Origin of the sequence: Nonomuraea sediminis (assembly GCF_018531495.1) — a bacterium.
In the GTDB taxonomy this organism is placed as follows: Bacteria; Actinomycetota; Actinomycetes; order Streptosporangiales; family Streptosporangiaceae; genus Nonomuraea; species Nonomuraea sediminis.
The window spans coordinates 15,229-29,830 of sequence record NZ_JAHDTI010000029.1 but is presented as its reverse complement, the minus strand read 5'-3'; the positions used below and the strand labels follow the sequence as shown (position 1 = coordinate 29,830).

Genomic DNA, 14,602 nt, shown 5'->3' with positions numbered 1-14,602 from the left:
GGGCGGGCATAGTAGGACATATGGTCGCGGTCTCCCCCGATTACGCTGACCGCCTCCGTTACGCGTGGCGCGTTTGCTCGGTCACCAGCCTCGGACTCGTCCTCATCGGCATCGCCGGCAGCACGCTGAACGTCGCGCTGCCCGCCGTGGTCCGGCACTTCCACGCGACCCCGTTCCAGTCCGGCTGGATCCTGCTGTCGTTCCTGCTGGTCAACACGGCCTCGCTGGTGTTCTTCGGCCGGGTCGCCGACCTGCTCGGGCGCCGGGAGGTCTACCTGGCCGGGTTCGCGCTGTTCACCGTGGCCTCGCTGGCGGCCGGGCTGTCGCCGAACGTCTGGTTCCTGGTCGGGATGCGGGTGCTGCAGGCGATCGGGTCGGCGATGATCCTGGCCAACGGCACGGTCATCATCACCGACGCCTTCCCGCCCGACCGGCTCAGCCAGGGCATGGGCGTCTACATCGGCACGCTGTCGGTGGCGCAGCTGGCCGGGCCGACGCTGGGCGGGCTGATCGCCGAGGCGGCCGGCTGGCAGTGGATCTTCTGGGTGAACGTGCCCGCCGGGCTGGTCGCGCTGGTGTGGGGCTGGCTGACGCTGCGCAAGGTGCCGCCGGGCCCGCGGACGCCGGTCGACTTCCTGGGCAACGCCCTGATCTTCGCCGCTCTGTCGGCCTTCATGCTGGCGCTGTCGGAGGCGGGGTCCTTCGGCCTGACGAGCCCGGTGGTCCTGATCGGCTTCGGGCTCTTCGTCGTGCTGGTGCCGCTGATCCTGCTGGTGGAGCGGCGGGCCTCGCATCCTGTGCTGGACCTGCGGCTGTTCGGCGGGCGGATGCTGGCGTGCGCGAACCTGGCCTCCTTCTGCGCCGCGCTGGCCCGCTCGGCGCTCATCCTGGTGGTGGCGCTGTACTTCCAGGCCGCCAGGGGCGTGGACGCCTTCACCGCCGGGCTGAGCGTGCTGCCTGTGCCGGTCGGCATGGCGCTCGCCTCGCCGCTCGCGGGATCCCTGGGGCAGCGGGTCTCGCCGTACGCGCTGTCGGTCGGGGGCATGCTGATGAGCGCCGCCGGGCTCGGCACGCTGATGCTGACGGCCGACCCCGGCACGCCGTACTGGATCATCGGGGTGGGGCTGTTCGTGGCCGGGTGCGGGGGTGGCACGTTCCTGACCGGGAACACCACGCAGGTCATGCGGGCGCTGCCGAGCGGGAGCCTGGGCGTGGTGAACGGGTTCCGGCTCATGGTGATGAACGTGGGCATCGTGATCAGCGTCGGCCTGTCGCTCAGCGTGCTGACCTCGTCGGTGGGGCCGCAGCTGCGCGACCAGGTGTACGCGGCCACGCTGGCCAAGCTCTCCCCCGTCGCGGTGGACCAGCTGATGGGCGGCTTCCAGCGGACGTACGGCATGCTCTTCGCGGTGGCCCTGGCGGGCGCCGTGCTGGCGGCGCTGGCCAGGGATCGTCAGAGCAGCGCGGCCAGCCGGGGCTCCACGTCGCGGTAGCGCGTCACCGGGATGAGGTGGACGCCGTCGAAGGCGCCTGAGTCGCGGATCGCCAGCACCTGGGCGCAGGCCGCCTCGACGCCGGCCATGCGGTCGGCGGCGACGCGCTCGACCAGGTCCTCGGGAATGGCGATGTCGGGGATGGCGGCGGCCAGGCGGCGCGCGTGGCCCTCGCTGGCCAGCACCATCACCCCGGCGTAGACCGGCACCTCGACCTGATTGGCCTCCCGCCAGCGCAGCAGCGCCTCCAGCGAGAAGCTCACCTGGACGAACAGGAAGTCGGCCGCCCGCTTCCACGACGGCAGCGGCCGCAGCCCGGCGGCGGCGCCCACGCGGAAGTCCGGCTTGGCCTCGTCGATCATCGAGCGCACGGTCAGGTCGCTGGTCCTGTTGCCGACCGAGGGCTTGTCGCCGTAGACGAACAAGAACTGGTCCACCCCGTAGGCGGCGGCCGTCAGCAGGTCCCGGCGGAAGCCGAGCAGGTTGCGGTCGCGCGAGTTCAGGCAGGCGATGCTGCGCCCGCCCATCGCCTCCACCTCGTGCGCGACGGCCACGCTCGACACCGTGGCGCGCCCGATGTGGTTGTCGGGGATGAGGAAGGCGTCGGCGACCTTGCTCAGCGTGCCGATCTGGTGCCTGACGTGCTTCAGGTCCGGCGTGGTCGGCGGCTCGATCTCGCACACCACTTCGAAGCTCATGCCCGGGACCTCGCCAGCGCCTCGATGCCACTGAGGACCAGATCGACTCCGAACGAGTCGTAGAAATCAGGATCCATGCCTTCGACCATAGGCCCCGCCATTTCCACAAGGTGTGGGTACCTGTCCACCGGCAGCGACTGGAGCCCGAGCCGCTTGACCCGCACGATCTCCTGGACCTCGTCGGGAGTACGGCCCGGGCGCAGGTGCACCGGCGCGTCGGCGATCGCGATCGCGCTCTGCAGCAGGTACTTGGAGATCAGGCAGCTCTCCTCCGTCGAGAACCCGGCCGTCCTGGCCAGGCCGAGCGCCTGGTCCCAGACCTTGAGGAAGCTGGGCACCTCGGTCTGGTCGACCTGCTCGAGCACGTTCTTGGCGCAGGGGTAGCTGCGCAGCGTCCTGATCAGGCCCTCGACCAGGTCGCGCAGTTGCTCCTGCCACGATCGCTCGTCGGCGGGCTTGGCGGCGAAGCCGTCGACCAGGTGGTCGGCCATGCCGACGAGCAGTTGTTCCTTGTTCTTGAAATGCCAGTAGAGAGCCATCGGGGTCACGCCGAGCTCGGTGGCCAGGCGCCGGATCGTCACCGCGTCGAGCCCCTCGGCGTCACCGATCTCCAGTGCCCGCTCGACGATGGCCTCCGCGGTCAGTTTTCCCATCACGGTTGACAACTATACGCCGTACAAGTTGAACTATACGACGTACAAGTACGACGTATAGGAGTGACTGATGAGATGGTGGGCGCTGGCCGCGGTGACCCTCGGCACGTTCATGACTTACCTGGACAACAACGTGGCCAATGTGGCCCTCCCGACGATCCAGCGGGATCTCGGGCTGACGATCTCGGGCTTGGAGTGGATCACTTCCAGCTACATCCTGGTTTTCGCCGGTCTCATGCTGGTCGGCGGCCGGCTGGCGGACCTGTTCGGTGCGCGCCGCCTGCTCCTGTCAGGCCTCGCCGTCTTCACGATCTCGTCGCTGGCCGCCGGGCTTTCCACGGGCGCCGGGGTGCTCATCGCCGCCAGGGCGGCACAGGGAGTCGGCGCCGCACTGCTGACCCCGACCGCGCTGTCGCTGCTCGCGCAGATCTTCCCCGATCCCGCAGAACGCGGCAGGGCCGTGGGCATCTGGAGCTCCGCAGGCGCGCTGTCGATGGCGCTGGGCCCGGTGACCGGCGGATTCATCAGTGAGAACCTGCACTGGGGCTGGATCTACCTGATCAACGTCCCGATCGGCGTCGCCACCTTCGGGCTGGCGTTCTGGGCGGTCCGTCCGACTTTCGCCCGGGTACGGCACAGCCTCGACGTGCCCGGGCTGGTGGCTTCGGCGGTGGCCCTGTTCGCCCTGACCTATGCCCTCATCGAGGGGTCGTCGGCCGGGTGGACCTCGCCCGAGATCCTCGCCGCCTTCGGGATCGCCGGGCTGGGCGCGGCCTCGTTCCTGCTGATCGAGTCGCGGGCGGCGGAGCCGATGATCGACCTGTCGCTCTTCCGTGCCCGGGTGTTCTCCGGCGGACTGGCCACGATGGGCGTCTGGTCGTTCGGGGTGTTCGGGATCTACTTCTTCAGCGCGCTCTGGCTGCAGAACGTGCTCGGGTTCTCTCCCACCGAGGCGGGCGCGTCGTTCGTGCGATGGCGCTGGTCATGGCCGTGATGGCGATGCTCTCGCAGCGGATCTCGGCGACCTTCGGCGTCGGGCGGTCCGTGGCGCTCGGGCTGGCGCTGATGGGCGTGGCGATCTACATGCTGTCCGGTGTCGGGGCTTCAGGAACCTACGGTGACGTGCTGCCCTGGTTCCTGCTCTACGGGGTCGGCGGCGGGATGCTGGTCTCGCTGACGGCGGTCACGTTGAACGGCATGCCCGCCGGCCGCTCCGGGATCGCCTCCGGGGTGCTCAACGTCTCCCGCGAGGTGTTCGGGCTCCTCGGGATCACGGTCCTGGGCGCGATCCTGAGCGGGCGGCAGAGCGCGAGCCACCAGCCGCCGCTCATCGCCTTCCTCGACGCCTACCAGTTCACGCTGGTGATCGCGGCGGTGATCGTGCTGCTCGGCATCCCGGTGGCCATCGTCACGCTCCGCGCGAGCCGTACGCCCGCGCGAAGCGCCGAGGAAGAGCTGCCCGCCCCCGCCCCCGTCGCCTGACCCCCGGCAGGGGTCAGGCGACAGCGGCTTCCGCGGGGTCGTCGAACTGGGTGCGGTAGAGCTCCTCGTAGCGGCCACCCGCGGCGAGGAGCTCCGCGTGCGTCCCGCGCTCGACCACGCGGCCGTCCTCGATCACGAGGATGGCGTCGGCGGCGCGGATCGTGGACAGGCGGTGGGCGATGACCACCGCGGTCCGTCCGTCGAGGGCCTCGGCCAGCGCCGCCTGGACCGCCGCCTCGTTGGTGGAGTCGAGCGCGGCGGTGGCCTCGTCCAGGATCACCACGCGCGGCCTGGCCAGCAGCAGCCGGGCGATCGTCAGCCGCTGCCGCTCCCCGCCCGACAGGCGGTAGCCGCGCTCGCCCACCACGGTGTCGAGCCCGTCGGGCAGCGACTCGATCAGCCCGGCCAGGCGGGCCCTGTGCAGGGCGTCCCACAGCTCGGCCTCGGCCGCCTCGGGCCTGGCCAGCAGCAGGTTGGCCCTGATCGTGTCGTGGAACAGGTGCCCGTCCTGGGTGACCATGCCGAGGGTGTCGCGGATCGAGTCGGCCGTCAGGTCACGCACGTCCACCCCGGCCAGCCGTACCGCGCCCGAGTCGACGTCGTAGAGACGGGGCAGGAGCTGGGCGATCGTGGACTTGCCCGCACCCGAGGAACCCACCAGCGCCACCATCTGGCCGGGCTCGGCGGTGAAGGAGATGCCGTGCAGCACCTCCTCGCCACCGCGCGAGTCGAGCGTGGCGACCTCCTCGAGCGAGGCCAGCGAGACCTTGTCGGCCGAGGGGTAGGCGAAGCGCACGTCGTCGAACTCGACCGAGACCGGGCCCTCGGGCACCGCGCGGGCGCCCGGCCGCTGCTTGATGAGCGGCTCCAGGTCCAGCACCTCGAAGACGCGCTCGAAGCTGACCAGCGCGCTCATCACGTCGACCCGGGCGCTGGCCAGCGCGGTCAGCGGCGCGTACAGCCGGGTCAGCAGCAGCGCGAGAGCCACCACCGAGCCGGCCTCCAGCCGCCCGGTGAGCGCGTAGAAGCCGCCCAAGCCGTACACCAGGGCCAGCGCGAGGGCCGAGACCAGCGTGAGCGCGGTGACGAAGACCGACTGGTTCATGGCGGTGCGCACGCCGATGTCGCGCACCCTGCGCGCCCTGGCCTCGAACTCGGCCGACTCCCGCGCCGGCCTGCCGAACAGCTTCACCAGCGTCGCGCCGGGCGCCGAGAACCGCTCGGTCATCTGGTTGCCCATCGCCGCGTTGTGGTCGGCGGCCTCGCGGCGCAGCCGGGCGATCCTGACGCCCATCCGGCGGGCGGGCAGCACGAAGATCGGCAACAGGATCAGCGCGAGCAGCGTGATCTGCCACGAGATCCCGATCATCACGATCAGCGTCAGCACCAGCGTCACCACGTTGCCCGCCACGCCGGACAGCGTGTCGGTGAAGGCCCGCTGAGCGCCGATCACGTCGTTGTTCAACCGGCTGACCAGCGCGCCGGTCCTGGTCCGCATGAAGAACGCGACCGGCATCCGCTGCACGTGGTCGAACACGGCGGTGCGCAGGTCTAGGATCAATCCCTCACCGAGGCTCGCCGACATCCACCTGGTCAGCAGCCCCAGCCCTGCCTCGGCGATCGCCAGCCCCGCGATCAGCGCGGCCAGCCAGCCCACCACGCCGAACGGCTCACCCTTCACGATGGCGTCGACCACCCTGCCCGCCAGCAGCGGCGCCACCACCGCCAGGGCCGCCATCACCAGGCTCAACAGCAGGAACGCGGAGATCCGCTTCCTGTGCGGCCGGGCGAAGGCCGCGATCCGCCGCAGCGTCTGCTTCGACAGGGAACGGCGCTCGGTCTGGTTGTTCAACGAGTACAGCTGATGCCACGCGGTCACTTCCATGCTCATGGCATGGAAGCCTAGAAGCTCAACTTAACTTCAGGTCAAGGGGTTTAGGATCCTCGGGTGGCACCTCGAAAGATCGACCCGGAGAAACTGCGGGCCGCGCTGGACGCGCAGCTGATCGCGCTCGACTCCCCGGCCTACGACGGGCCGGCTTCCGCGCTGGCCGACGCCCTGATCGCCGCGGTGGTCGCGGCCTACGACCGCGGGCTCGAGCCCGAGCGGGCGGCTGTACGGCTGGCCGTACGGCACCTGCTCGAGCGGCTGGCCGGGGCGGCGCCGGGGCGCACGGTGGAGGTGCGGGTGCCGCCGCACGCGGCGGTGCAGGCGATCGAGGGTCCCCGGCACACGCGGGGCACGCCGCCCAACGTGGTGGAGACCGACGCGCGGACGTGGATCTGGCTGGCCCTCGGGCGGATCACCTGGGACGAGGCGGTGGCCTCGGGCGCCGTCTCGGCGAGCGGCGCCCGGGCCGACCTGTCCGACCACCTGCCCGTTAGCGGGATTTAGCGGCGCATCCAGGGCAGGCGGTCCTCGATGCACCTGTTGGCCAGCTCTCCGGGCAGGCGGCTGCATTCCTGGACGATGTTGAAGAACCACACGGCGCCGACGGTCACCACGATGAGCGAGAGCACGCTGATGACGATGCCGGTGATGGCCTTGCCCTTGCCGACGCCCCTGGCCAGCGCGACGCAGCCGAGGATGATCGCGACGATCGCGGTGATCACGCCGATGCCGCAGACGAAGACCAGGAAGATGCTCACGATGCCCAGCACCAGCGCGGCCGTGGCCAGGCCGTTGCCCGCCTTGGCGGGCTGCCAGTCCGGCGGATACTGTCCCGCGCCGCCAGGCGGCGGCTGGTAGACGGCTCCCCCGGCGGGCGGACCGTATCCCGGGGGGCCGCCGTACGGGCTCGACGGGGTGGTGCCGGGGACGGCCTGCTCGGGGCCGCCGTACGGCTGCGCTCCCGGCGTCGGGCGACCCTCCTCGGTCCCGCCGGACGGACCGGGCTGCTGCGGCTGCTGCGGCTGCTGCGGCGCCCCGGGCTGCTCACCCGGCTGCGGCTCTCCCGGCTGTCCTTGGCCTCCGGGCTGTCCTTGGCCTCCCGGCTGCTGGCCCGGCCAGCCCGGCTGGCCCTGGCCTTCCGGCGGCCGGCCCTCGCCGTAGGTGTCCGACGGGCCGTACTCCTTCGGCCCGCCCTCGTACGGCGAGCGGTACGGCTCCGCGGGAGGAGGCGTCGGCGGCTCGTAGCGCGACGGGGTGGGAGTCGTGGGCGGCTGCTCGGGTTCGGTCGCGTCCCGGTCCCAGCCCGGGTACGACGGGGTCGATCCGGGAGCCGGGAACGCGGCGGTCCGCTCCGCGTCGCTGTCGGGCTGCCCGGGAGGCCCGGCCGGCTCCTGCCACCCCGGCTGCTCGGGTTCAGGGGCCCGCGCCGGAGGCTGCTGGGACTCGGGGGTGGTCGGCGGCTGCTGGGCCGGAGGCTGCTCGGGCTCTTCAGAAGGGGTGTCCGAGGGCCGGTCCTGGGCGGAGGCCTGGGCGGGCTTGTCCCACGGCCACGGCTCGCTCCACGACGGCGGCTCCGCGGTCGACCACTCGCCGGGCGTCCAGTCGGAGCCCGCGGGACCGCTGCCTGACGGATCGTCCACCGGCCACCCGCTCGCCGCCCACCCCGGCGAGGCGGATCCCGCGTCGGGAGCGGGCTCCCGCGGCGGCGGCGTGGGCTCGCCGTTGAAGGGAGGAGGCTGGTTCGGGTCCCCAGGTGTGGTCACGTCGCTCTCCCGGACGGGTCTACAAGCCGGATACCCCACCTTTTCGCGCGACCCGCCGACCAAGCCGGACGACACGGTAAGACCCCGTCCAGGCTTGGGTCACCATGCGCCAAAATCGCTGGCGAAAGGCAAGATGGGAGCATGCTCGACGAGACCCTCACCTACGCCCTCATCAAGATCACCAAGGTGCACCGGTACCGGATCGCGTCCGAGCTGTCGGAGCTGGGCCTGCACGTGGGCCAGGAGATGCTGCTCAACCAGTTGTGGCGCGAGGACGGCCTGTCGCAGAGCGAGCTGATCTCCCGCCTGGGCGTCGAGCCGCCCACGGTGACCAAGGCCCTGCAGCGGCTGGAGCGCTCCGGCTTCGTGCACAGGACCCCCGATCCCAAGCGCCCCAGGCTGAGCCACGTGCACCTCACCGAGGCGGGCAAGGCGCTGCAGCGTCCGGTCGAGGAGATCTGGCGCAGGACCGACGAGGAGTTGCTCGCCCAGCTCGACCCGGAGGACCGCCGGACCATGACCCGCCTCATCGGTGCGCTGTGGGCCTGCCCGTCCGCTGAGGGCGAACACGGCTTGCCGAAGATGACCCCCTGCGATTAGCTGGCTAATTAGTTGGCTAATTCAAAGGGAGTGCATCATGCACGTTCTGGTTACCGGCGGTTCCTCGGGCATCGGGGCCGCCACCGCTCGCGCTTTCGGCCGGGCGGGACACCGTGTCACCCTCACCTACAACACCGGTCCCGACAGGGCCGAGCGGGTGGTCAAGGAGATCGAGCAGGCGGGCGGCCAGGCGCGAGCCGTACATCTGGACCTGGCCGACCATGACGGCATCAGGGCGGTGGTCGCCGAGGCGGGGCCGTTCGACTCGTTGATCGCCAACGCGGTGCTGTGGGGCGGCACGGGGCCCTCGCAGGAGGCCTTCGAGGACGTCCCCGCGGAACACTGGACGGAGATGCTGCACGCCAACGTCGTGGGCAACGTCGTGCTCGTCCAGTCCGTGCTGCCGGGGATGCGGGAGAAGGGTTTCGGCCGGATCGTGCTGGTCTCCTCGGGTATCGCCGAGGAGGGCACCCCCGGATCCGGGCCGTACGGCTCGGCCAAGGCGGCGCTGCACGGCCTGGCACGGACGCTGGCCTGGCAGGCGGGAGGCGACGGTGTCCTGGTCAACGTGCTGGCCGCGGGGCTGACGATCACGGAGCGCGACTTCCTCCCCCAGGCGGTGCTCGACGGGATCGCCGCTAAGACGCCGAGCAGGAGGCTGTCGACGGCCGAGGACGCGGCAGCGCTGCTGCTGTTCCTCGGCTCGGAGCAGAACCGCAACCTGACCGGCGAGATCGTCAGGGACGGCTCCAACGCGGGCCGCAGCGTCCACGTGTGACCAGCCCGGACCCGGGTGTGCAAGTAGTGAGGTCGCCGACCTAGACTGAACCACGTGCTGAAGGGCGACGGCCGACTCGGCCATGACCTGGACCCCCACGATCGCGCACCGCAGGACGCCTGTGGCGTCTTCGGAGTGTGGGCGCCAGGCGAGGAAGTGTCCAAACTCACCTACTACGGGCTGTACGCGTTGCAGCACCGCGGCCAGGAGTCCGCGGGCATCGCGGTCAGTGAGGGCAGCCGGATTCTCGTCTACAAGGACATGGGCCTGGTGGCCCAGGTCTTCGACGAGTCCGTGCTCGGCACCCTGCGCGGCCACCTGGCCGTCGGCCACTGCCGCTACTCCACGACCGGCTCGAGCGTGTGGGAGAACGCGCAACCCACGCTGAGCTCCACCGAGGTCGGCGGGCTCGCGCTCGCGCACAACGGCAACCTGATCAACACCCCCGAGCTGGCCGAGCGGCTGGCTCCGGGGGTCATCAGGGCCACCACCGACACCGAGGTCCTGACCACGCTGCTCGCCCAGGACCGCTCACGGTCCATCGAGGACGCGGCGGCCGAGCTGCTGCCGCAGGTCAAGGGCGCCTACTGCCTGGTCTTCATGAACGAGAAGACGCTCTACGCCGCCCGCGATCCGCAGGGCATCCGCCCGCTGGTGCTCGGCCGCCTGTCCAGCGGCTGGGTGGTGGCCTCCGAGACCGCGGCGCTCGACATCGTCGGCGCCACGTTCGTGCGCGAGGTCGAGCCGGGCGAGCTGCTCACCATCGACGAGCGCGGCGTGCGCTCGCGCCGCTTCGCGCTGGCCGAGCCCAAGGGCTGCCTGTTCGAGTACGTCTACCTGGCCCGCCCCGACACCACGATCGCGGGCCGCGGCGTGCAGGTCACCAGGGTCGAGGTCGGCCGCGTGCTGGCCCGCGAGCACCCGGTCGAGGCCGACCTGGTCATCCCCACGCCCGAGTCGGGCACCCCCGCCGCCGTCGGCTACGCCGAGGAGAGCGGGATCCCCTACGGGCAGGGCCTGGTCAAGAACTCCTACGTGGGCCGCACCTTCATCCAGCCGTCGCAGACCATCCGCCAGCTCGGCATCCGCCTCAAGCTCAACCCGCTGCGCGAGGTCGTCGAGGGCAAGCGCCTGGTCGTCGTGGACGACTCGATCGTGCGCGGCAACACCCAGCGCGCGATCGTGAAGATGCTGCGCGAGGCCGGCGCCCGCGAGGTCCACGTGCGCATCTCCTCGCCGCCGGTGGCCTGGCCGTGCTTCTACGGCATCGACTTCGCCACCAGGGCCGAGCTCATCGCCGGGTCGCTGTCGGTGGAGGAGATCCGCGCCTCGCTCGGCGCCGACTCGCTCGGCTACATCTCCCTCGAGGGCCTGACCGCGGCGACCACGATCCCGGCGGAGCGCCTGTGCCGGGCCTGCTTCGACGGCTCGTACCCGATCCCCGTCGACCAGGACAACGTGGGCAAGTACGTGCTGGAGAACAGTCAGTGAGTACCTACGAAGCAGCCGGCGTCGACATCGAGGCCGGTGAGCGGGCCGTCGAGTTGATGAAGTCCAAGGTGGCCCGCTCGCGCAGGCCCGAGGTGGTCGACGACGCCAGCGGCTTCGCCGGCCTGTTCGACGCCTCGGCGCTGCTGCGCTACAGGCGCCCGCTGCTCGCGACCTCCACCGACGGCGTCGGCACCAAGGTCATGCTCGCCCAGCAGTACGGCAAGCACGACACGATCGGCATCGACCTGGTCGGCATGGTCCTGGACGACCTCGTGGTGTGCGGCGCGGAGCCGCTGTTCATGACCGACTACGTCGCCTGCGGCAAGGTGGTCCCCGAGCGGATCGCGGAGATCGTGGGCGGCGTGGCCGAGGGCTGCCGCCTGGCGGGCGCCGCGCTGGTGGGCGGCGAGACGGCCGAGCACCCGGGGGCCATGGGTCCCGACGAGTACGACCTGGCCGGCGCCGGCACCGGAGTGGTGGAGGCCGACGCGATGCTCGGCCCGTCCCGGGTCAGGGAGGGCGACGCCGTGCTCGGCCTGGCCTCCTCCGGGATCCACTCCAACGGCTACTCGCTGGTGCGCCACGTGCTGAAGCAGGCGGGCCTGTCGCTGGAGGTGGTGCTGCCCGAGCTGGGCCGCCCGCTGGGCGAGGAACTGCTCGAGCCCACCAGGATCTACTCGCTCGACTGCCTGGCGCTGGCCCGCGAGCTCGAGGTGCACGCCTACGCGCACATCACGGGCGGCGGCCTGGAGGGCAACCTGTCGCGTTCCCTGCCGTCGGACCTGGACGCGGTTCTCGACCGCGGCTCGTGGACTCCTCCGGCGATCTTCGAGGTGCTCGCCGGGCACGGCGACATCGCGCAGCAGGCCATGGACCGCACGTTCAACCTGGGTGTCGGCATGGCCGCGATCGTCCCCGCCGACGTGGCCGACGCGGCGATCCGGTTCCTCGCCGGGCGTGACGTGCCCGCCTGGGTTCTCGGTGAGATCGTGCCCGGCTCGGGCCAGGCCCGCTACGCCGGGTAGGGGGCGTCGTAACGGCGGGCAGCCCGCATCGCCGCAGGAGCGTCTCCCTGGACAGGGCCCAGCCGCAGTTCGGTGACTGGCGGCTGGGCGGCCTGCCGTACGGCAATGGAAGACCTGCCGCAACGGCGAACATCGCTTGAGACCTCAACGTGGGCGCGCAGACTCGCACCCGGTGTGCGGGTCACACCGGGTGCGGGTCTACATCAACCTGAAAGCGGCTATCGGCGGCCGGGCCGACGGTTGTCGTCGTCGTCCTCGGCGCCGTAGTCGTCGGCGTAATCGGCGTAGCGATCCGCCAGCTCGTCGTTGAGGTCGTCGGCGTCGTCGTTGCTGTTGGAGTCTCCGACCCCGAGTTCATCGCGAAGACGGTCAAGATCTGTGCCACCGCTGTTGTACTTCAGCTGGCGAGCAACCTTGACCTGCTTGGCCTTTGCTCGGCCGCGCCCCATTGGCTCGACCCCCTCGTGTGGGGTCGTCCCCGACCCCTCGTCGCTAACGCACCACACACTGACGCCACCTGACTTCGGGCGTCAGCCTATCGTTCGCCTATTACCGTACCTGTTTTGTGCCCAGCTCGGTACGTCGTATGGGCGCGGGGCGTCAGCGGCCCAGCCAAATGGCCCTAATTCGCCCGACTTCCGACATTCTGCGCTCTGCCAGCCTATCGGCTGCGACCGCCGGCGGTACTCCCTCTTCAGCGGCTATTCCGAAGATCTTCAGAGTCGTGTCATAGATCTGGGTCGCCTTGGCTCTGGCGCGTTCCATGCTGAAGCCCTCGATCTCGTCCGCGACCTGGATGACGCCGCCGGAGTTGACCACGTAGTCGGGCGCGTAGAGGATCCCGCGGTCGGCGAGCTGCTTCTCCACGCCCGGGTGGGCCAGTTGGTTGTTGGCCGCACCGCAGACGACCTTCGCACGGAGCCTGGCCACCGTCTCGTCGTCCAGCGCACCGCCAAGCGCGCAGGGGGCGAAGACGTCGATGTCGGCCGCGGTGAGCTCGAGCGCGTCGGCGACCACCTCCACCTGGGGGTGGCGCTGGCGGACCCTGGCCACGGCCTCGGGGCTGACGTCGCAGATCACCACCTCGGCGCCGTCCTCGATCAGGTGGTCGACCAGGCGGTGGCCCACCTTGCCCACGCCCTCGACCCCGACGCGCCTGCCGTGCAGGGACGGCGTGCCGTACGCGTGCTCGGCGGAGGCGCGCATGCCCTGGAAGACGCCGAAGGCGGTCAGGATGGAGGAGTCTCCCGCGCCGCCGTGCGCCAGCGTGCGCCCGGTGACGAAGCGTGACTCGCGGGCCACGATGTCCATGTCCTCGCTGTAGGTGCCCACGTCGCACGCGGTGATGTAGCGGCCGCCGAGCGACTCGACGAAGCGGCCGTAGGCCCGCAGCAGCGCCTCGGACTTCATCGTGGCGGGGTCGCCGATGATGACCGCCTTGCCGCCGCCGAGGTCGAGCCCGGCCAGCGCGTTCTTGTAGGACATCCCCTTGGCGAGGTTGAGCACGTCGGCCAGGGCCGCCTGCTCGCTGTCGTAGGGATAGAACCGGGTGCCCCCGAGCGCGGGCCCGAGTGCGGTGTTGTGGATGGCGATGATCGCCTGTAGGCCGCTCTGCTCGTCGGAACAGAACACGACCTGCTCATGTACGTCCTTGTGGGACGATCCAAAGACGTCGGTCACTGTTGTGACTCCCTGTCCGGTCCGCCGCCCCTTTGCGGCGGAGATCGCCTCTCAGCGTAGTCACAACGGTGCAAGCAGGGTGTCTTCATGACACGATGCCTCCGTGCTGCCCTATGCCGCGTACCTCCGCGTATACGAGCCGCTGACCGCGTTCGCCGAGACCGACCGCAAGATGTGGGCCGACTACGCCGAATCGCGCGACCGCCCCCGCCGCGCCAACGCCCTGCAAGCCGAGCACGGCGAGTCCGTCATGCGCCTGCTCGGCGTGCCCCCGCACCCCGCACCCGCACAGGAGAGCCCCAACGCCTATCTACGGCGCGTTGAGGATCGCTTGTACGTCTGTCCTTGGCAGACCCGTCTTCGTTCGTGGCTGGCCTTCTCAAGGCTGCGTGGCAGCACTCCCGTGAAGCTGATGGACCGTCTCGTGCCCAAGGCGATCGCGGAACAGACGGCCGACGACTTCGACCGCTTCAAGCGCACCGGCGGCTCGTCCTCCTTGCGCACCCACATCCGCACCACGGCCTGGCACGTGCCCCCGTCCTGGTTCGTGCCCTTCGACGGCAACGAGCGCTGGCTGGTGCTGGGCTCGGCCACGCTGGGTCAGGACGTGACGACGGCCACCGGGCGCAACCTGATCTATGTCACCTCCATGGCGCAGGCCAGGCGCCGGGCCGCCAGGGCGCTGCAGGTGCTGCGCAGGCATCTGGGCGAGGAGCTCTCGGCCGCGCTCGACGTGGAGGACGTGGCGCGCTGGCTGGAGGAGTTCCACCCGCACTCGCTGGTCGAGCTCGACTACGGCGGGCTGGTGCACCTGATGAACGACGACGCGCTGCAGGCGGATCAGTCCGTGGCGGAGCTTTCGGCGGCTCTGACGGGGTTGGACACGGGTCAAGAAGAACTTGCCTTCGCCATGTACCAACGGGTGATCTTGCGTTGGAAGTCAATGCAACTTCTGGAATCTGCCAACTGAGCCCCATTACGACCGTCTGACCTGCATGAGTAGGTCAAGCGTCGCGGCTGCTGGCTTCTGCGAACTGAGTAGTTTGCC

Annotated in this window: 15 protein-coding genes; 9 read left to right on the top strand and 6 right to left on the bottom strand. The window is 70.5% G+C overall.

Annotated elements, in window-relative coordinates; genetic code table 11:
* Positions 1-20: 20 nt before the first annotated feature.
* Positions 21-1,493, top strand: a complete 1,473-nt coding sequence (locus tag KIK09_RS56065; protein WP_214327757.1) for an MFS transporter — start codon at positions 21-23, stop codon at positions 1,491-1,493.
* Here KIK09_RS56065 and KIK09_RS56060 read toward each other — a convergent pair.
* Both KIK09_RS56060 and KIK09_RS56055 read right to left on the bottom strand, forming a co-directional pair.
* Complete coding sequence (locus KIK09_RS56060) at positions 1,454-2,191, bottom strand: methylenetetrahydrofolate reductase (RefSeq protein WP_214327756.1); 738 nt, start codon at positions 2,189-2,191, stop codon at positions 1,454-1,456. The two genes, KIK09_RS56065 and KIK09_RS56060, sit on opposite strands and share 40 nt — an antisense overlap.
* Positions 2,188-2,844, bottom strand: coding sequence for a TetR/AcrR family transcriptional regulator (locus KIK09_RS56055; protein WP_250575437.1), 657 nt, complete (start codon positions 2,842-2,844; stop codon positions 2,188-2,190). Before KIK09_RS56055 ends, KIK09_RS56060 begins: the two co-directional genes overlap by 4 nt.
* Before the next feature lie 70 nt (positions 2,845-2,914).
* Here KIK09_RS56055 and KIK09_RS56050 point away from each other — a divergent pair, with 70 nt between their 5' ends.
* Both KIK09_RS56050 and KIK09_RS58860 read left to right on the top strand, forming a co-directional pair.
* Complete coding sequence (locus KIK09_RS56050) at positions 2,915-3,838, top strand: MFS transporter (protein ID WP_250575427.1); 924 nt, start codon at positions 2,915-2,917, stop codon at positions 3,836-3,838.
* Positions 3,817-4,326 carry an MFS transporter gene (locus KIK09_RS58860; protein WP_250575426.1) on the top strand — a complete coding sequence of 170 codons (510 nt, stop codon included), beginning with the start codon at positions 3,817-3,819 and terminating at the stop codon, positions 4,324-4,326. The genes KIK09_RS56050 and KIK09_RS58860 overlap by 22 nt, the downstream gene beginning before the upstream one ends.
* Positions 4,327-4,339: 13 nt before the next feature.
* On the opposite strand, the gene KIK09_RS56045 is transcribed toward KIK09_RS58860, so the two are convergent.
* Positions 4,340-6,217 carry an ABC transporter ATP-binding protein gene (locus tag KIK09_RS56045; RefSeq protein WP_214327754.1) on the bottom strand — a complete coding sequence of 626 codons (1,878 nt, stop codon included), beginning with the start codon at positions 6,215-6,217 and terminating at the stop codon, positions 4,340-4,342.
* Positions 6,218-6,274: 57 nt separating this feature from the next.
* Between KIK09_RS56045 and KIK09_RS56040 the strand changes: the two genes are divergently transcribed.
* Positions 6,275-6,721 carry a sterol carrier family protein gene (locus KIK09_RS56040; protein ID WP_214327753.1) on the top strand — a complete coding sequence of 149 codons (447 nt, stop codon included), beginning with the start codon at positions 6,275-6,277 and terminating at the stop codon, positions 6,719-6,721.
* Here the strand turns inward: KIK09_RS56040 and KIK09_RS56035 are convergent.
* Positions 6,718-7,980 carry a DUF4190 domain-containing protein gene (locus KIK09_RS56035; RefSeq protein ID WP_214327752.1) on the bottom strand — a complete coding sequence of 421 codons (1,263 nt, stop codon included), beginning with the start codon at positions 7,978-7,980 and terminating at the stop codon, positions 6,718-6,720. The two genes, KIK09_RS56040 and KIK09_RS56035, sit on opposite strands and share 4 nt — an antisense overlap.
* Before the next feature lie 141 nt (positions 7,981-8,121).
* Between KIK09_RS56035 and KIK09_RS56030 the strand changes: the two genes are divergently transcribed.
* From KIK09_RS56030 to purM, 4 genes are read left to right on the top strand one after another with little or no spacing between them, the layout of a single operon-like run.
* A complete protein-coding gene (locus KIK09_RS56030; protein ID WP_214327751.1) occupies positions 8,122-8,580 on the top strand; it encodes a MarR family winged helix-turn-helix transcriptional regulator in 459 nt (152 codons plus the stop codon).
* A gap of 37 nt (positions 8,581-8,617) precedes the next feature.
* A complete protein-coding gene (locus tag KIK09_RS56025) occupies positions 8,618-9,358 on the top strand; it encodes an SDR family NAD(P)-dependent oxidoreductase (protein ID WP_214327750.1) in 741 nt (246 codons plus the stop codon).
* Between the two features lie 54 nt (positions 9,359-9,412).
* Positions 9,413-10,849, top strand: a complete 1,437-nt coding sequence (purF, locus tag KIK09_RS56020; protein WP_214327749.1) for an amidophosphoribosyltransferase — start codon at positions 9,413-9,415, stop codon at positions 10,847-10,849.
* Complete coding sequence (gene purM, locus KIK09_RS56015) at positions 10,846-11,874, top strand: phosphoribosylformylglycinamidine cyclo-ligase (RefSeq protein WP_214327748.1); 1,029 nt, start codon at positions 10,846-10,848, stop codon at positions 11,872-11,874. Before purF ends, purM begins: the two co-directional genes overlap by 4 nt.
* 218 nt (positions 11,875-12,092) lie before the next feature.
* Here purM and KIK09_RS56010 read toward each other — a convergent pair whose 3' ends face one another.
* Positions 12,093-12,323 carry a DUF3073 domain-containing protein gene (locus KIK09_RS56010; RefSeq protein WP_214327747.1) on the bottom strand — a complete coding sequence of 77 codons (231 nt, stop codon included), beginning with the start codon at positions 12,321-12,323 and terminating at the stop codon, positions 12,093-12,095.
* Between the two features lie 151 nt (positions 12,324-12,474).
* Complete coding sequence (locus KIK09_RS56005; protein WP_214327746.1) at positions 12,475-13,554, bottom strand: Leu/Phe/Val dehydrogenase; 1,080 nt, start codon at positions 13,552-13,554, stop codon at positions 12,475-12,477.
* Positions 13,555-13,657: 103 nt separating this feature from the next.
* On the opposite strand from KIK09_RS56005, the gene KIK09_RS56000 reads away from it, so the two are divergent.
* The gene (locus tag KIK09_RS56000; RefSeq protein ID WP_214327745.1) at positions 13,658-14,524 is read left to right on the top strand and encodes a DUF8083 family protein; all 867 of its coding nucleotides are present in this window, start codon (positions 13,658-13,660) and stop codon (positions 14,522-14,524) included.
* The last annotated feature ends 78 nt before the right edge of the window (positions 14,525-14,602 follow it).